The 17,237-nt window shown below is 46.6% G+C and carries 16 protein-coding genes; 15 read left to right on the forward strand and 1 reads right to left on the reverse strand.

Going from position 1 to position 17,237, the window contains the following annotated elements; translation table 11 throughout:
• Positions 1-87: 87 nt before the first annotated feature.
• The 12 genes from W04_RS12955 to W04_RS13010 all read left to right on the forward strand — a co-directional run bounded on the left by W04_RS12955 (position 88) and on the right by W04_RS13010 (position 13,380).
• Positions 88-2,208: a 6-hydroxymethylpterin diphosphokinase MptE-like protein gene (locus tag W04_RS12955; protein ID WP_053911122.1), complete on the forward strand. Its 2,121-nt coding sequence runs from the start codon at positions 88-90 to the stop codon at positions 2,206-2,208.
• Complete coding sequence (locus W04_RS12960; RefSeq protein ID WP_053911123.1) at positions 2,205-3,395, forward strand: UDP-N-acetylglucosamine 4,6-dehydratase; 1,191 nt, start codon at positions 2,205-2,207, stop codon at positions 3,393-3,395. Before W04_RS12955 ends, W04_RS12960 begins: the two co-directional genes overlap by 4 nt.
• A complete protein-coding gene (locus W04_RS12965; RefSeq protein ID WP_053911124.1) occupies positions 3,395-4,552 on the forward strand; it encodes a LegC family aminotransferase in 1,158 nt (385 codons plus the stop codon). The genes W04_RS12960 and W04_RS12965 overlap by 1 nt, the downstream gene beginning before the upstream one ends.
• A complete protein-coding gene (gene neuC / locus W04_RS12970; RefSeq protein ID WP_053911125.1) occupies positions 4,549-5,706 on the forward strand; it encodes a UDP-N-acetylglucosamine 2-epimerase in 1,158 nt (385 codons plus the stop codon). The genes W04_RS12965 and neuC overlap by 4 nt, the downstream gene beginning before the upstream one ends.
• A complete protein-coding gene (gene neuB / locus W04_RS12975) occupies positions 5,699-6,781 on the forward strand; it encodes an N-acetylneuraminate synthase (protein ID WP_053911126.1) in 1,083 nt (360 codons plus the stop codon). Before neuC ends, neuB begins: the two co-directional genes overlap by 8 nt.
• Complete coding sequence (locus tag W04_RS12980; RefSeq protein ID WP_053911127.1) at positions 6,774-7,406, forward strand: NeuD/PglB/VioB family sugar acetyltransferase; 633 nt, start codon at positions 6,774-6,776, stop codon at positions 7,404-7,406. The genes neuB and W04_RS12980 overlap by 8 nt, the downstream gene beginning before the upstream one ends.
• A 12-nt stretch (positions 7,407-7,418) precedes the next feature.
• Entirely contained in the window at positions 7,419-8,477 is a 1,059-nt protein-coding gene (locus tag W04_RS12985) for a nucleotidyltransferase family protein (protein WP_045978591.1), read from the forward strand.
• Positions 8,477-9,442, forward strand: coding sequence for a Gfo/Idh/MocA family protein (locus tag W04_RS12990; RefSeq protein ID WP_053911128.1), 966 nt, complete (start codon positions 8,477-8,479; stop codon positions 9,440-9,442). Before W04_RS12985 ends, W04_RS12990 begins: the two co-directional genes overlap by 1 nt.
• A complete protein-coding gene (locus tag W04_RS12995) occupies positions 9,442-10,137 on the forward strand; it encodes a cytidylyltransferase domain-containing protein (RefSeq protein WP_053911129.1) in 696 nt (231 codons plus the stop codon). The genes W04_RS12990 and W04_RS12995 overlap by 1 nt, the downstream gene beginning before the upstream one ends.
• Positions 10,134-10,943, forward strand: coding sequence for an SDR family oxidoreductase (locus W04_RS13000; RefSeq protein WP_053911130.1), 810 nt, complete (start codon positions 10,134-10,136; stop codon positions 10,941-10,943). The genes W04_RS12995 and W04_RS13000 overlap by 4 nt, the downstream gene beginning before the upstream one ends.
• Before the next feature lie 70 nt (positions 10,944-11,013).
• Positions 11,014-11,799 (forward strand): flagellin, encoded by a 786-nt coding sequence (locus W04_RS13005; protein WP_053911131.1) that lies wholly within the window; start codon positions 11,014-11,016, stop codon positions 11,797-11,799.
• Positions 11,800-11,949: 150 nt separating this feature from the next.
• Positions 11,950-13,380 (forward strand): sigma-54 dependent transcriptional regulator, encoded by a 1,431-nt coding sequence (locus tag W04_RS13010; RefSeq protein WP_053911132.1) that lies wholly within the window; start codon positions 11,950-11,952, stop codon positions 13,378-13,380.
• Positions 13,381-13,440: 60 nt separating this feature from the next.
• Here the strand turns inward: W04_RS13010 and W04_RS13015 are convergent, their stop codons facing one another.
• Positions 13,441-14,016 carry a DNA-3-methyladenine glycosylase I gene (locus W04_RS13015; RefSeq protein WP_053911133.1) on the reverse strand — a complete coding sequence of 192 codons (576 nt, stop codon included), beginning with the start codon at positions 14,014-14,016 and terminating at the stop codon, positions 13,441-13,443.
• A 172-nt stretch (positions 14,017-14,188) separates the two neighbouring features.
• On the opposite strand from W04_RS13015, the gene W04_RS13020 reads away from it, so the two are divergent.
• The 3 genes from W04_RS13020 (at position 14,189) to fliE (ending at position 17,218) form a co-directional block, all read left to right on the forward strand.
• Entirely contained in the window at positions 14,189-15,304 is a 1,116-nt protein-coding gene (locus W04_RS13020; RefSeq protein WP_022944845.1) for a PAS domain-containing sensor histidine kinase, read from the forward strand.
• A complete protein-coding gene (locus tag W04_RS13025) occupies positions 15,297-16,697 on the forward strand; it encodes a sigma-54 dependent transcriptional regulator (RefSeq protein WP_053911134.1) in 1,401 nt (466 codons plus the stop codon). The genes W04_RS13020 and W04_RS13025 overlap by 8 nt, the downstream gene beginning before the upstream one ends.
• Positions 16,698-16,885: 188 nt before the next feature.
• Positions 16,886-17,218: a flagellar hook-basal body complex protein FliE gene (gene fliE / locus W04_RS13030; RefSeq protein ID WP_026111098.1), complete on the forward strand. Its 333-nt coding sequence runs from the start codon at positions 16,886-16,888 to the stop codon at positions 17,216-17,218.
• Positions 17,219-17,237 lie beyond the last annotated feature (19 nt).

Genomic DNA, 17,237 nt, shown 5'->3' on the forward strand with positions numbered 1-17,237 from the left:
CCTTCTTCTCTTAGTCGCAAATTGGCACTCAACTTGCTGACAAATATGCTAAATTAGTCTATAGCATAGAGTAAAACGGGATCCATAATGAGCCCAGACAACAAGCAAACAGAGCTGCACAAAGCGTTAGATGAAGCAGAGCAAAAACTCAGTCAAGCGCAACAACATCAACGTCGAGAGGCTGAGTTTGCACAACAAGCCAATCAGCGCTTTGACAATAATTTGACGGCCTTCCGAAAATATTACCCTAATATCGCTCAGTTTATAGAAACCTATCAAACCAGAGAAGATTTCTGCCTTCATGTTACGACATCTGGACACGGCAACTTTTTTCCGAAGGACAGCAGTGTCCCTTTGTACGGTGACGACCCCTTAGAACAAACAAGAGAACAACTGAAGCGCTATACGGAGAAAGCAAACTTCGGTCAAGCCGACTACTTGGCCAGAAAGTCATGGGAGGCTGGTGACGACAGGCTACACCTTCAGTACATGCAGCGGTTAAGTCAAGTGCTACATGATGTCTACCAAAAAGACTACAAAAAAATCGTCGCTTTACCAGAGCATTATCCAACGGCTCTTATCTTTGGTATCGGTCTGGGGTACCACATTCCAGAGCTTTTAGAAAATCACAGCTTTGATTACATGTTTATTTGTGAGCCGGACCCGGAGCTCTTTTTCGCCAGCTTGTTCTGCATAGAGTGGGATAAGGTAATAGAAAAGATTGACGATAGTGATGGCTGCTTGTTCATAAATATAGGTTTAGACTACCAAGCCTTTTTTGAAGATGTTTTCCGCTTAGCGGGGGAGATAGGGGCTTTTTCGACGAGTATGAGTTTTTGCTACCAGCATTACCCGTCGGAGAAGATTAACCAACTAATTAAAACCTTCTTTGAAAACTATTACCAGCTACATCAAGGGTTTGGATTTTACAATGACGCTATTACCGGTCTTGCTCATTGTGTGCACAATATAGAGCAAGGAGCCCAGTGTTTCTTCGCACAACCGCGAAAAGCAAACGAGCTCCATGACGTCCCCGTGTTTGTTGTCGGTAATGGTCCTTCGCTAGATGAATCATTAGATTATCTTCGTGATAATCAGCATAAGGCTATTATATTAGCGGCAGGGACTGCCTATCAAAGCTTGCTAAAGGCGGGTATTACTCCGGACTTTCATGTGCTAGTAGAAAGGCCCAGGATTACTTACGACATCCAAAAGACAATAGAGCCAGAGCAGGGCTACCATGATACTAACTTATTGACCGTAGACGTCATGTACCCTGATGTTTTGGGGTTATACAAATGGGCTGGAATGGCATTAAAGGGACCTGAGTCGGCCACCGCGTTTTTAGCAATGAAGAGCTTGCTTAAATATGGTCGCCAAGTAAGTGAGCTGCCGGCTTGCGGGCCTTTTGTTTCCAACACTGCATTTTCTTATGCCTGCTTGTTAGGTTTTAGGGACATTTATCTATTCGGCGTTGATAACGGCTACAGTTTGAGTGGTAAAACGCATTCTTCCTTGAGCATATATAACGATGATAAGCATAAGAGCAGCTTTAAAGTGCTTGATGGTGCGAAAATTCGCTTCGATGGTAACTTGCAACACGATGTGATGGCTACACCGCTTATGGCTATGTCTAAAGCGAGTTTTGAGCGACTTATCATGCAGCTGGGAAACCATATAAAAATATACAATGTCGGCGAGGGAGCCAAGTTAGAAGGCGCCATGGCCGTAGAGGAGCAATCGTTGGTGCCATTAAGCGTGCCATTGGATAAGAGCGCTCTAGTCGAGGGTATTAAAAGTAATTATTTTGAGGCGTTGGAGTTCGATGATATTGAGCAGTCCATGGGCTTTGATGAGCTGGCTTCTCTATGTGATTACCTTATTGAAATCGGCCAGCGTCCTTATGCTACCCGAGATGAAGCGCAAGCCATATTGAAAGCCCAGCAGCGAGTTGTTTTTGCTTATAAAGCATCAAAATATAGACACTTATTCCATCTAATTAAAGGTACTTTACTGTACTTCCATTGTCCTATGGTGAGCCTGCTGTATTACTTTGAAGACGAAGCTGCAACCTTGCAAGAATTTCAACGCTGCTTAGATTTATGGCATCAGTTCTTGGCCGATATTAAAGATGACTTCCCTGTTAACTGGAAAGCCAAGTGTACTTGGACAAAACCACAGTACCAGCAATATAAAGAGGCCAAGTGATGGATATATTGCGAGTAGTCAGTCGCAGCCAGCCGCTCTTTTCAAAGGATCTCAAAGCGCATGAGCAAGAGTTGTCGGCGAAAGTGTCAGCGTCACGGTTTTTAGTGCTCGGTGGCGCGGGGACTATTGGTCAAGCCGTATGCAAAGAGATCTTTAAGCGCAGCCCTCAAGCCCTCCACGTTATCGATATTAGCGAAAATAATTTGGTGGAACTAGTGCGCGATATACGCTCGTCATTAGGGTACATCGAGGGAGACTTCCAAACTTTTGCTTTGGATATTGGCAGCTTAGAGTATCGCGCCTTTATCGAACAACAACCTAAATACGATTATGTGCTTAACCTTTCTGCATTGAAGCATGTGCGCAGTGAGAAAGATCCCTATACGCTGATGCGTATGATTAACACAAACATCTTTAATACCGAACAATCATTGCAGCAGGCAATTGCCCATAACAGCAGCAAGTACTTCAGCGTATCCACTGATAAAGCGGCGAACCCAGTAAATATGATGGGTGCATCAAAACGTATCATGGAAATGTTTCTCATGCGTGCTGGTATGCAAATTCCCGTCTCAATGGCTCGCTTTGCTAATGTGGCCTTTAGTGATGGCTCGTTACTTCACGGCTTCAATCAGCGGCTACTGAAGCAACAACCTATTGTCGCTCCTAGCGACGTTAAACGTTATTTTGTCACCCCAACAGAGTCAGGGCAATTATGCTTGATGTCATGTTTGTTAGGTGACAATGGAGATATTTTCTTTCCTAAACTCAGTGATGAACTGCACTTACAAACCTTTAGTGAGATTGCAAAGGCCTATCTATATCAACGTGGATATGAGCCCTTTATATGTGAGAGTGAACAACAAGCACGTGAATTAGTGCACTCATTGCCTCAACAAGGGCAATGGCCTTGTTTATTTAGTCCCAGTGACACCACCGGGGAAAAAGACATCGAAGAGTTTTATACCCCGACAGAAGAGCTGGATATGACACGCTTTGATGACCTCGGCATCGTCAAGAGCAAGCTTGCCTATGACTCGACCAAGCTAAGCGCATTTGTAGACAATATTCATGCTATGAAAAGTGCGGGACAATGGAGTAAGGCTGACCTTGTCGCTGAGTTTATCAAACTGCTTCCTGAATTTTCCCATACCGAAATGGGTCGTTATCTAGATGGGAAAATGTGATGGTGGAGGTCAAAAAATTAGTTGAATTGGTGCGTGATCACTACGGTACCAATGACTTTATTCCACTGCATGCCCCCCGATTCAATGGCAATGAAAAGCGTTATGTATCGGATACCTTAGAATCCACGTTTGTATCCAGTGTGGGTGCTTATGTGGATGAGTTTGAAGACCAAGTTTGCACTTTCACCGGAGCTGGCGCAGCCGTTGCGACGGTTAATGGCACGGCTGCATTGCATACCGCGTTATTCCTATCAGGTGTGAGAAGTGGTGATATTGTTATCACTCAAGCACTTACGTTCGTCGCTACGTGTAATACCATTGCCCACCTTGGGGCCACACCACTTTTTATTGATGTTTGCCGGGAGTCGCTCAGTCTTTGCCCAATCGCCCTTGAGGACTATTTGTGTGCTCACAGTGAGATTCGTGATGGCCATTGTTATCACACTTGTGGCGCTAGAATAGCTAGCGTGGTGCCAATGCACACTTTTGGTCACCCAGCCAAAATGGATGCCTTGAAAGAGGTCTGTGAACGTTACCATATTACGCTAGTTGAAGATGCGGCAGAGAGTTTGGGAAGCTTTTATAAAAACCAGCACACAGGGACCTTTGCTGATTTCTCGGCGCTTAGCTTTAATGGCAATAAAGTCATAACAACAGGCGGTGGAGGTATGGTCCTGTGCGGCACACCTGAATTAGGCCAGCGCGCTAAACACATAACAACAACAGCGAAAGTGGCACATGCTTATGAGTTTTATCATGATGAACTCGCATTCAATTATCGCTTGCCTAATATCAATGCCGCTTTGGGGTGCGCGCAAATGGAACAGCTACCGGCTTATCTGGAAAATAAGCGTCGATTAGCAGCAACCTATAAAGCCCACTTTAATAACAGTGAACTGGTGTTTGTGGATGAGCCTCAAGATGCTCATTCAAACTTCTGGCTCAATGCGCTGTTATGCCCCTCACGACAATATCGCGATGCATTTTTAGAGCAAAGTAATTCAGCCGGTATAATGACCAGGCCGGTCTGGCAATTAATGCACACCTTACCAATGTTTAATGGTGCTCCTCGAGGACCGCTGACAAACTCCGAATTTCTTGCGGACCATTTGGTCAATATACCGAGCTCGGTTGCGCCCGAGAAGGAGGTAAGGTGAAGAAAATAGGGATAGTAACCGGAACCAGAGCTGATTTTGGCTTGCTGTGTCGCACGATTTTGCTGTTACAGAGTCACAGCAACTTTGACACTTACACATTTGCTTGTGGCACGCACTTGTCGCCTGAATATGGTTTGACTATAGACGAGCTCAGGGGCAATGGTGTTGAGAATATAGTGACTGTGGAAATGTTGCTTTCATCGGCATCCAAAGTAGGCGTGGCAAAATCCACAGGTCTTGCCACAATCAGTTTTGCTGACGCTTTTAGTCAACATAGTCTAGATTGCATCCTATTATTAGGCGATCGCTTTGAGACATTCGCGGCCGCGCAAGCGGCGCTATTTCTCGGTGTTCCCATTGCTCATATACACGGCGGTGAAGTAACCGAAGGCGCGTTTGATGATGCTTTGCGTCATAGCATTAGTAAAATGGCGGATATTCACTTTCCCGCAGCGCAGGTCTTTGCTAGGCGGTTAATGCAGTTAGGCGAGCAACCGAGTCGTATTTTTGTGGTCGGTGCGCCAGGCATTGATAACATCATGTCAGCACCTAGAGCAAGCCAACAACAACTTGATGCCGTGCTTACATTTACTGATCACTCCGCTCCTTTAGTGCTTGTCACGTATCACCCTGTGACTCGGGGGGCGAGTGCTGAAAATGATATCACTGCGCTTGTTGACGTAGTTAAAGAACGTACCGATTTAAACTTTATGATCACCTATCCCAATGCCGACGGCGAAGGCGCGAAAATGATTTCACAGTGGCAAACATTAAGTACATTGCCCCATGTATCGGTCTGTCCCTCCCTTGGCTTTAAGCGCTATCTTAGTGTTATGGAGCGTGCAGCCTGTGTGCTCGGTAATTCATCAAGTGGTATTATTGAGGCGCCTAGTTTTAAAGTGCCAACAATTAACATTGGTACTCGGCAACAAGGTCGGCCGAAAAGTTGCACGGTGATTGACTGTCAGTTATCTGAAGTAAGCAGTGCGCTTAATAAAGCATTGAGCCCAGAGTTTGTAATGTCTTGCCAAAGTGCAGAGAATCCATATGGCTCAGGTAATACCGCAAAGAAAATAGTGAGTATTTTGGCTGATATCGATCTACAACAGTTGCAGCCCCAGCCTTTTTACCAATCTGAGAACGCTTATGAATAGTCGTACTTTAATCATTGCTGAAGCAGGCGTAAATCATAATGGTGATGAGCACCTAGCGCTTGAACTTGTGCGCCAAGCCCATGCGGCTGGAGCTGATATTGTTAAATTTCAAACGTTTAAAGCGGCAGAAATTGTTACGCAAGATGCTGCGCAAGCGCGTTATCAAAGCGAAAATATTGGCAAGCAGGAATCTCAGTTTGCCATGTTGCAGCGCCTAGAGTTGAGTTATGAGTGTCATCGCCGTCTGCTTCAAGAGTGTCAGCAATTAGGTATGGAGTTTTTATCTACGGCATTTGACGAGCAAAGTCTGTCTTTTCTAATTAATGACTTGGGTCTGCAACGTTTAAAAATACCGTCAGGGGAGCTTACCAATGCGCCATTGTTATTAAAGCATGCTCAAACAGGTTGCGACCTCCTAGTGTCAACAGGTATGGCGACTTTAGGGGAGGTCGAGCAGGCGTTGTCGGTTATCGCATATGGGTTAACTCACCCTGACAGTGAGCGTCCGCAAGAGGGGGATTTTGCAAAAGCGTATGCCAGTGAGCGTGGGCAACAGTGTTTGCGTGACAAGGTTACACTTTTACATTGTACAACTGAGTACCCAGCACCGTTGGATGAAATCAATTTAGGCGCGATAGACAGTATGAAACAGGCTTTTCATTTACCTGTAGGCTACTCCGATCATAGTGCTGGTTGGCTGGTGCCTGTTGCAGCTGTGGCCAAAGGGGCAACGGTCATTGAGAAGCACTTTACCTTGGATTGTAATTTGCCAGGGCCTGACCACAAAGCATCCCTTGAACCAAATGAGCTTCAGCAGATGATACGCTATATTCGCCAAAGCGAGCAGGTGCTCGGTCATGGTGTGAAAATGCCCACAGCAAGTGAAATTAATAATAAAGCTGCAGCCCGTAAGAGTTTAGTCGCGGCTGAGGAAATCCCTGCCGGAGCGCCTTTTACGCACTGTAACCTTGCGGTGAAAAGGCCTGGCACGGGAATGTCTCCGCATCTGTATTGGCGATTACTGAACTGTAACGCCTCGCAAAATTATAAGCCTGGCGACTTAATCAATGAATAAACCAGCCATTTTGATGTTTGGCGCTGGTGGGCATGCCAGTGTACTGGCCGATATATTAATGAAACAAGGGCAGTCACTCACAGCCGTGTTCTCGCCACAGTCTATTCAACGTCAAGCGTTGATAGGAATAACTCACTATAAAGATGATCAAGACGTGACGTTATTTAACCCTGAGGATTGTCAGGTGGTTATCGGCATTGGCCCGCAACCCTACGGCGACAGTCGCTCGAAGCTGGCGTCAAACTTGCAAAGTAGAGGTTATCGTTTTGCAACCGTTATTGCCGACTCCGCAGAAGTTTCGACTTATGCCAGTGTGCAGTTAGGAGGGCAGGTGTTGAGTGGGGCGATAATTAATGCGGGCGCGCACATAGAACAACATGTGGTAGTGAATACTCGAGCCGTAGTCGAGCATGATTGCAAGGTGGCAAGCTTTAGCCATATAGCCCCCGGTGCTGTGCTGTTAGGCGGTGCTGAAATTGGCCCGCATGCATACATAGGCGCAGGTGCGACTATATTACCGAGCGTTAAAGTCGGTGCAGGCGCAGTGGTCGGTGCAGGGGCACTGGTTGATAGAAATGTCGAGAGTAACGCTGTTGTTTATGGTGCACGGGCGAAGCAGAAATAAAGGGAGACCCAAATGAGCTTTTCATGGCAAGAAATATTAATGGCCCCAGAGCAGTCTTTGCGCGAAGCGCTTGAAGTGATAAATACACAAGCGTCGCGAGTGGTACTCATTGTTGATAAGCAAACGCACTTACTAGGTGTGATTACCGATGGTGATATACGACGCGCGTTATTAAATAATCTCGGGTTGGAAGTTGCGTTATCGGAGGTCATGAATACCTCACCGATATGCGCGGAGGTGGGCACACCTAAAGAACAGCTTATCGAGACTATGGAGCAAAAGGGGATCTTATCTATTCCCGTGGTGCGCCAGGGTAAAGTGGTCGGCTTACAGACCCTCAAGCATGTGTTAAGTAAACCAAAGTTTGATAACCCTGTTTTTCTGATGGCTGGCGGGTTTGGCACACGATTACGTCCGCTGACCGACCACTGCCCTAAACCTATGTTGCAGGTAGGCAATAAGCCGATACTAGAAACTGTTCTGAAAAGTTTTGTTAAAGCAGGCTTCAGTAATTTTTATATCTCAACCCACTACATGCCTGAACAAATCGAAGAGCACTTTGGCGATGGTAGCCAGTGGGGGGTAGAAATAGAATATGTTCACGAAGAGTCTCCCTTGGGGACAGGGGGAGCTCTCGGTTTATTGCCAAAAAGTATGCGACGCGACCTACCATTAATTTTAATGAATGGTGATGTACTCACAAAAGTTGACTTTGCGCGTTTACTGGAGTTTCATTGTGAGAATGGCGCAGACGCAACAATGTGTGTGCGTGAGTACGAGTATCAAATTCCTTACGGTGTTATTGAAGGTGAAGGAAGTCGAATCACCGATATGGTGGAAAAACCAATACAACGGTTTTTTGTTAACGCCGGTATCTATGTGGTTTCCCCAGAAGTGATTAGTTCCGTACCCTTTAATCATCGCATCGATATGCCCACCGTGCTAGAGCAGCGAATAGCCAAAGATAAAGATGTATTAATGTTTCCCATCCATGAATATTGGCTTGATATAGGTCGAATGGACGATTTCAATCGCGCTCAGGTGGATATTCGTAGTCTGGGAATGGGTTAATGCAAAGCGTAGCCGTTATTGGTTTAGGTAATATCTCTCACCGCCATAGAGAGAACCTGAAAGCTCTAAAACCCGACGCTCGAGTTATCGCCATGCCAGCAAGCAATCGACAATTAACAACTTTGCCGGCCCATGCCGATGCCTGTGTAACGCAACTCAATGAGCTGATTGAGCTGCGACCTGAATACGTCATTGTCGCGTCACCTGCGAATCTACATGCAAGCCATGGTAAATCGCTGCTAGAGGCAGGAATTCCATGCCTTATAGAGAAACCATTGGGCGCAAGCCTAGACCAAGCTCAGGAATTGTTGAGATGTGCTCAGAAGCCATCGGCCCCTGCTTGTGCAGTGGGTTACTGCTTGCGGTTTATGCCGACAGCACGAATCATGAAAGACCTGGTTCAACAACAGGCAGTGGGCGAAATCTTTAATATCCACATTGAGGTTGGCCAATATTTGCCACAATGGCGATCAGGTTTAGACTACCGTGATTCGGTGTCAGCGCGTAAAGAGCTTGGAGGCGGTGCCTTGTTGGAGCTGAGCCATGAGTTGGATTACGCTCGCTGGATATTTGGTCCTTTGGCACTAAGCCACGCCCATTTGCGTTCATCATCGGAGCTTGGCTTAGAGGTAGAGGACTTAGTTGATGTTAGCCTGCGTACCGAGCACGACGCGCACGTGCAAATACATCTTGATTTCTTGCAACGTCAACCACAACGATTTTGCCGTGTGGTTGGAAATAAAGGCCGCCTTGATTGGAATTTACTAAGAAACGAGTTGGTGTTAACAGACTCGCAAGGGCAGAGCCAACAGTTTGGCGACTCTCATTGGCAAGCCAACACTATGTATCTGGATATGTTGGATAATTTTCATAACCAAATCGCACAGCGGCCTTATCAAGGGGCGAGCGTGGCGCAAGCTTTAGAAGTCGTTAACCTTATTGATGCTATAAAACAGAGTGCCTAATGAACCATTATGCTTTTATCTTTGCTCGAGGGGGGTCAAAGGGACTGCCTCGCAAGAATGTTCTTCCCTTGGCTGGAAAGCCGTTAATACATTGGTCGATTGATTCAGCTAAAGCCACTTCATTGATATCGCGGGTTTTTGTCTCAACTGAGGATCCAGAGATAGCTCGTCTAGCGAAAGAACGCGGAGCGGAGGTTATTATCAGGCCCATGGCCTTGGCACAGGATGACTCACCAGAGTGGCTTGCTTGGCAGCATGCTGTGCAGTGGGTTGAGGAAAAATATGGTCAGTTTGATACATTTATCAGCTTACCAACGACAAGCCCATTGCGCGCCAGTGAAGACATTGAAGGGGCTTTGCAGCAGTTGCAAAAAGTCGGTGCAGATATTTGCATTTCAACAACACCAGCGGCACGTAGTCCTTTCTTTAATATGGTAATGCGTCAGCAGGACGAAACCGTGCAGTTAGTATGCGAGACGCCGTCAGGGATTTCACGTCGTCAGGATGCGCCCAGCGTTTATGATATTACTACAGTGGTGTACGCCGCGCGGCCAGCTTATATCCGCCAAGCCACAGGCTTATTGGCGGGGAAAGTAACCAGTATTTGCGTACCCGCAGAGCGAGCCGTAGATATCGATACACAATTGGATTTTGATTTCGCCGAGCTGTTGGCTAAGAGAATGAGGAAAGTATGAGAACATTGTCACAATTACAACAGTTAAATGGCCAATGGGCATTGATCACCGGTGGTGCTGGGCATGTTGGCCATGCTGCAGCGCAAACGCTGCTAGAGCTTGGTGCTCATGTGATTTTACTAGATAGAAGTGAACAGCAGTTACAACAAGTCCATAGCTCGGTGTATGGCAGCAGTGACAAAGTTCATACTCTCCCTTGCGAGTTATCACAGCCAAGTGAAATAAGCACAGCAATGGCTAAGGTTAGCGAGCTCACTCAAGGGAAGCTCAACATTCTCATTAATAACGCAGCGTTTGTTGGCACTGACAAGCTCTCAGGCTGGTGTGTGCCTTTTGAGCAGCAGTCATTAGAGACTTTCAACGACTGCCTAAATGTGAATTTATCCGCGCCGTTTCAGCTGTGCCAACATGCTTATGAGCTAATGAAAAACACGCCCGGTGCCGCAGCAAGGATCGTTAATATCTCCTCAATTTACGGCGTTGTTGGCCCACAAATGGACATGTATGAAGGCACCGATATGGGCAATCCAGCTGCATATGCCACCAGCAAAGCAGGGTTGATGCAATTGACACGCTGGTTAGCTGCCAATGTTGCACCTAGAGTCCGAGTGAATAATATAGTTCTGGGCGGCATTGAGCGTGGCCAGCCAGATTCATTCTTGAATAAATATAATGCCAAAGTACCTTTGGCTCGAATGGCCACAGAAGAAGACGTCAAAGGAGCCATTGCTTATCTTAGTAGTGAATTATCTAACTATATGACTGGCCAGAGCATATTCTTAGATGGTGGGTGGACAGCGATTTAAAGTGCCTGTTGGAGACTAATGTTCTACACTTTAATATAAGTGCAGGCCACAAAACTCTAGGAGGCAGGTTATGAAAATCAACTCAGAAGCTGCAAGCCAACTAGCGTCAATCAATACTCGTTCGACGCAATTAGATCAGCAACTCGCTACAGGTAAGCGCGTTAATTCTGCGGCTGATGATGCAGCAGCGCTGCAGATTATTGACCGCTTAACGGCGCAGCAAAATGGTTTTACACAGGCCAGCCGTAATGCCTATGACGGTATTTCCTATGCGCAAGTGAGTGAGTCAGCGTTGAGTAACGTCAATGATTCTGTTGGCCGCATTCGCGAGCTATCCTTACAAGCTGGTAATGGCGCACTTTCCGATAGCGACCGCCAGGCTTTGCAAGAAGAGGTCGTGCAACTGCAAAGCGAAATTACCAACACGTTAGAGCAAAGCAGTTTTGCCGGGAAGCCGTTATTTGATGGCCAAAGTGTCAGCTTCCAAATTGGCGCTGATGCGAATCAAACAAATGCCCTTAAACAGCCTAATAGCGACTTCCTTAGTGCCGTAAATGCTATTGACATCAGCACTCAAGCAGGCGCTAATTCAGCGTTAGATGTGACTGAGCAAGCCGCAGAGCAGGTGAACGAGCAGCGAGCGCAGCTGGGCGCTTTCGAGAATAGCCTAAGCAGTCAAATTCGTTCGCTTGGTGAGCAAAACGAGAATGTTGCAGCAAGTCAAAGCCGCATTGCTGACACCGACTATGCAAAAGCGGTGAGCGAGCGCACCAGTAATGACATCCTTAACCAAGCATCTATCGCGCTGCGCGGCCAAGCTAACCAAAACGCCGCCGCAATTTTAGGACTGCTGTAATGGTGGTTCACTATGCGCTGAATCAAACAAAACTAGGAAAAGCGTCTGATTTTTGGCATTAACGTCAAAAACATGCCGCTTTTCCTTGAATCCTCCCTGAACTGCAATACAATCTAGAGTTATAACAATCGCTTAGTATTTGGCGGCGCGATGATCCTGATTCTAGATGACAATACGACTCGAGCCCAAGGGTTGAGCTCAGCATTAACCTTTGTGGGTGAGGCTAATGAACTGACCACCTCAGGTGATTTGTGTGCAAATATTGATAAGCACCACGAGCCCATTATTGTGCTCGGGGCACTCAATAACGGCGAACACCAGCAATTAATTAAAGCGCATCCAGAGTTACCATTTTTGTTAATTGGTGAAACGTTAAAGCCTTTATTAGATATCGCTAACGTCATTGGCCTTATAACCGAGCCTTTTCACCATGATGTAACCACCCAATTGCTCCATGACTGTCAGCAGTATGCGCGCATGAAGCCCACCCAAAGTGCGCACAATCCTAAAGCCTTCAATGGCTTAGTGGGGGATACTGAAGCCGTCAATCATGTTCGCTTTTTGATCTCTCAGGTGGCGAAAACGGAAGCAAATGTACTCATTCTTGGGGAGTCGGGCACGGGTAAAGAAGTGGTGGCTCGTAACGTACACCTTCTTTCGGGACGCAGTTCAGGCCCATTTGTGCCGGTAAACTGTGGCGCTATCCCCGGCGAATTATTAGAAAGCGAATTGTTTGGCCATGAAAAAGGCGCATTTACTGGCGCCATATCAGCGCGTAAGGGGCGCTTCGAGTTGGCTCAAGGTGGTACCTTGTTCTTGGATGAAATCGGCGATATGCCATTGCAAATGCAGGTTAAGTTACTGCGTGTATTGCAAGAGCGCACTTACGAGCGAGTGGGTGGTACCAAAGCCATTCAAGCCGACGTTCGAGTCATCGCAGCGACACACCGAAACCTAGAGCAAATGATTGAAGCGGGAGATTTCCGTGAGGATCTATACTATCGCTTGAACGTTTTCCCCATCGAGAACCCGGCGTTGCGTGAACGTGGCGATGATATTGGTTTGCTGCTCAAAGAGCTGACTAAGCGAACAGCCCAGCAAAGTGGTCAAAGCGTTAAGTTTACCGATCGTGCCATTGAAAGTTTAAAAGGCCATACGTGGCCCGGAAATATTCGAGAGCTCGGTAACCTTGTCGAACGCATGGTGATTATGTTTCCGGATCAAGTGGTTGATGTACCAGACTTACCGAAGAAGTATCAGCATCTTGATGTTGAAGCATTTGTTCCAGAGTACCCCGAAGAGCTATTAGAGCGCCAAGCCCTGAATGATATTTTCGGTGAAGGCTTTGTTGATGACGATGAGCAACTACCTGCTGAACATGAATCTGTAGCGGACAATATTGGGGTGTTGCCTGATGATGGGGTCAACCTCAAAGAATACCTTGCCGAGTTAGAAGTAAGTCTTATCACGCAAGCGCTTGAGCGCTATGACTATGTTGTTGCCCGTGCTGCGGAGGTGCTGGGCGTGCGTCGCACCACCTTAGTTGAGAAAATGAAGAAATATAATCTCAACCGCGATTAGCTTTGCCGCAGTAACACAAGCGGTGCCAGCGCCCCTTAAGCGGTTAACTCAGGTTCCAAGCTAATACAAAGCAATCACTTGCTCTTTGCGAAAGCATTGGTTGTGGTGGTCGTTAACCATGCCACAAGCCTGCATATGAGCGTATACTGTAGTGGATCCTAAAAATTTAAAGCCACGCTTTTTCAAATCTTTGGCAAAAATATCGGATTGTTCACTGGTTGCTAGGTAATCTTCAGGACTCGCGATGCTATTGACGCGCGGTCTGTCATTCACAAATTGCCATTGATACGCGCTAAAGCTACCAAACTGATGTTGAATCTCAATAAAGCGTTGGGCGTTATTAATAGCGGCATTAATTTTTAACTTATTGCGCACAATACCGGCATCATTGAGCAAGCGCGTGATGTCTTCGCCATCAAAAGCGGCGACAGTGTGAATATCAAAGTCAGCAAAAGCACGGCGGTAGTTGTCTCGTTTTTTTAAAATGGTATACCAGCTCAAACCAGCTTGTGCCGATTCGAGAGTAATAAACTCGAATAAGCGTTGATCATCATAAACAGGCACACCCCATTCATCGTCATGGTAGGCAACGTAATCGGGCTTGCTCAAGTCCACCCAGGCGCAGCGAATACACATAAAAACTCCTTGTAGAAAGCGTTATCAACTAATGTATCAGGTAACTGTTTTTTTATACAGTGTCATTTTTTTGATAGCAAAAAAATAATGTAACTTAATGAATATTAAATAAAATAAAGTTGGTACGTTTTGTGCTTTTATGGATTAAACCTTGTGTTTAAGAGTGAAAATCATGGCATTAGCGAGTGTTATCAACCCACAAATCCTTCATCATGGGCAGTTTAGTCCGGCATTAGCGCAAGAAGCTTACGTTGGAGAGCTGAGCGACTTACGGCTACAAGCCAGCTGGCTGAGTCATTTAGTCGATACCATGCCTGCGGGTGTGGTGGTGCTTGATGGACAGGGAATGATAGCCAAAGCCAATCAAATTGCCAGTGATATGTTAGGCGAGCCACTCGAAGGCGAGAAGTGGTTCGCGGTGATCCAGCGCTCATTCCGCCCGCAACAGGATGATGGCCATGAAGTGTCGTTGCGCGATGGACGGCGTATAAAACTAGAAATTCGCGCGCTTACGCCCGAGCCCGGGCAGCTTATTTTAATGACCGATTTAACGGAAACGCGTCGTTTGCAATCAAGAGTGGCGCACATGCAACGTTTAAGCGCGCTTGGCAAAATGGTCGCTACTTTAGCCCACCAAGTGCGTACACCGCTCTCGGCAGCCATGTTATATGGGGCCAACCTGGGTTCGTCGCGACTGAATAATCAATCGCGTGCCCACTGTCACGACAAACTGATGTCGCGTTTGAAAGATTTAGAAAACCAAGTGAATGATATGCTGTTGTTTGCCAAAAGTGGTGAGCAGCAAGTCGTTGAGCCGATGTCATTAGGGCAGTTACTCAATGATGTAAATTCTGGCAGTGAAGCCATGCTCAGCGAGCATGAAGCGCATCTACAAGTCCAGCTTCCTGAGCCCGATATTGAAGTCATGGGCAATCGTACAGCGTTGGCCAGTGCTATCAATAACCTGGTGCACAATAGCTTACAGGTGATAGGCAGTGGTGCGCATATTAAGATGCAGGCACGTCGTCAACGCACGAACAGTGATTATGTCGATATCATCATTAGCGATAATGGCCCAGGGATCAACGAAGAGATTATTGACAAAATTTTTGAGCCTTTTTTTACCACTAAGCGTCAGGGCACAGGTTTAGGCCTAGCTGTGGTTGCCTCAGTGGTGAATGCCCATAAGGGGCAAATAAAAGTAGAGAACCTTCAAAACGGTGGCGCGCAATTTACGCTAACGCTTCCTGTTTTGCACAGCAATACCCAGGAGCAGAGCAATGAATAACTATGTACTTGTTGTCGAGGATGACAAGGGGTTACGCGAAGCCCTAATCGATACATTAACACTGTCAGATATTCGCTGCATCGCAGCAAAAAGTGGTGAAGAAGCAATCATGATGCTAAAAGATCATAATGTTGCTTTAGTGGTCAGTGATGTGCAGATGCCCGGTATTAACGGCATTGAATTACTAAAAAGTATCAAGCTTAACTACCCAGACATGCCGGTATTGATGATGACGGCCTATGCCACTATTGATGACGCGGTCGAAGCCATGCGTTTGGGCGCCATCGACTATATGGCAAAGCCATTCGCCCCCGAGGTCTTACTGAATTTAGTGAGTCGTTATTTACCTAATGAGACGGCTAGCCAAAGTGGCCCAGTGGTTGCCGATGCCAAAAGTTTGGCGCTACTTGATTTAGCCAATAAAGTGGCTGACAGTGACGCGAGTGTTATGGTGATGGGCCCAAGCGGGAGTGGTAAAGAGGTATTGGCGCGCTATATTCACGACCAATCGCCGCGCAAAGAGGCGCCATTTATCGCTATCAATTGCGCAGCCATTCCTGAAAACATGCTTGAATCGACTTTGTTCGGTTACGAGAAAGGCGCGTTCACTGGCGCTGTGAATGCCTGTCCAGGTAAATTTGAGCAAGCACAAAATGGCACCATTTTACTTGATGAAATTACTGAAATGGATTTAGGCCTACAAGCGAAATTGCTACGTGTATTGCAAGAGCGCGAGGTTGAGCGCTTAGGGAGTCGCAAAACCATCGAGCTCAACGTGCGGGTGTTGGCTACTTCAAACCGTGATCTCAAAGAAGCGGTCAGAGCCGGTATATTCCGGGAAGACTTATATTATCGCCTCAACGTGTTCCCGCTGACCTGGTTGCCGCTCAATCAGCGCCCCGGGGATATAATTCCACTGGCTGAACATTTATTAGAGCGTCATTGCCAAGCTAGCAAACAAGCGACTGCTTCGCTCAGTGCCGATGCCAAAGAGCGCTTAATGGCGCATACTTGGCCGGGAAATGTGCGTGAGCTTGATAATGTTATTCAGCGTGCGCTGATCTTAAAATCCGGTGACGAGGTGCACGCCAGCGCCATTTATATCGAAGAGTTCGTCTCTGATGATGAAGTTGAGCTCAATGCGCATCAAGACATGCCCGCTGCGCTCAATCAACACTACGATGAATTGCCAGTGGCATCACCCCAAGGTGTAGACCAAGCCCATAACTTTAAAGATGAGCTTAAAAACAAAGAGCACAAAATAATTCTCGATACCTTAGCGCGCTTCAACGGGAAACGTAAGGATGTTGCTGATGCCTTAGGGATCAGCCCACGTACCTTGCGCTACAAAATAGCGCAAATGCGCGAGCAGGGGATCCACCTTCCTGCATAGTCTCGTCATAGTGCTCTATTTCAGCCCGGGATATGCTCGGGCTTTCTTGTGGGCGTCAAAAATATAGCTTGTCTAATTCTTCAGTGTCAAAATTAAAAGCGCAATAACTCTTTGTTAAATAACAATATTTTATTGGCACGACTTGTGCATTGTTCAGGGTAAGTTTAATTAACTGAGTGATGCCCAAGATGAAAGTCCAAGCCAACTCATTATTTCAAGAAATGCAGTCGCTCGCGCAAGAAGCGCAAGCTCGCAACCCATTGAAAGAGGCACAAAACCAAGTGCCGCAAACATCGACCAGCCAATTTGGTGAGCTACTAAGTAGCGCAATCGATAATGTTCATAACCTACAGCAAGATGCTAAATCGAAAGTGGTTGCTGTGGAGATGGGTGATCGCCGCGTTTCTCTTGCCGAAGCAATGATCGCATCGCAAAAATCCTCTGTCGCATTTGAGGCCACTGTGCAGGTTCGTAACAAGCTAGTGGAAGCCTACAAAGACATTATGAACATGCCTGTATAACGGATAGCGGAGAACAGTT

This window comes from Pseudoalteromonas sp. SW0106-04, assembly GCF_001293805.1.
In the GTDB taxonomy this organism is placed as follows: domain Bacteria; phylum Pseudomonadota; class Gammaproteobacteria; order Enterobacterales; family Alteromonadaceae; genus Pseudoalteromonas; species Pseudoalteromonas ruthenica.

Coding starts and splice junctions, on each gene's coding strand:
- W04_RS12955 (WP_053911122.1), top strand. CDS start 88: ATGAGCCCAGACAACAAGCAAACAGAGCTGCACAAAGCGTTAGATGAA.
- W04_RS12965 (WP_053911124.1), top strand. CDS start 3,395: ATGGTGGAGGTCAAAAAATTAGTTGAATTGGTGCGTGATCACTACGGT.
- neuB (WP_053911126.1), top strand. CDS start 5,699: ATGAATAGTCGTACTTTAATCATTGCTGAAGCAGGCGTAAATCATAAT.
- W04_RS12980 (WP_053911127.1), top strand. CDS start 6,774: ATGAATAAACCAGCCATTTTGATGTTTGGCGCTGGTGGGCATGCCAGT.
- W04_RS12985 (WP_045978591.1), top strand. CDS start 7,419: ATGAGCTTTTCATGGCAAGAAATATTAATGGCCCCAGAGCAGTCTTTG.
- W04_RS12990 (WP_053911128.1), top strand. CDS start 8,477: ATGCAAAGCGTAGCCGTTATTGGTTTAGGTAATATCTCTCACCGCCAT.
- W04_RS12995 (WP_053911129.1), top strand. CDS start 9,442: ATGAACCATTATGCTTTTATCTTTGCTCGAGGGGGGTCAAAGGGACTG.
- W04_RS13000 (WP_053911130.1), top strand. CDS start 10,134: ATGAGAACATTGTCACAATTACAACAGTTAAATGGCCAATGGGCATTG.
- W04_RS13005 (WP_053911131.1), top strand. CDS start 11,014: ATGAAAATCAACTCAGAAGCTGCAAGCCAACTAGCGTCAATCAATACT.
- W04_RS13010 (WP_053911132.1), top strand. CDS start 11,950: ATGATCCTGATTCTAGATGACAATACGACTCGAGCCCAAGGGTTGAGC.
- W04_RS13015 (WP_053911133.1), bottom strand. CDS start 14,016: ATGTGTATTCGCTGCGCCTGGGTGGACTTGAGCAAGCCCGATTACGTT.
- W04_RS13020 (WP_022944845.1), top strand. CDS start 14,189: ATGGCATTAGCGAGTGTTATCAACCCACAAATCCTTCATCATGGGCAG.
- W04_RS13025 (WP_053911134.1), top strand. CDS start 15,297: ATGAATAACTATGTACTTGTTGTCGAGGATGACAAGGGGTTACGCGAA.
- fliE (WP_026111098.1), top strand. CDS start 16,886: ATGAAAGTCCAAGCCAACTCATTATTTCAAGAAATGCAGTCGCTCGCG.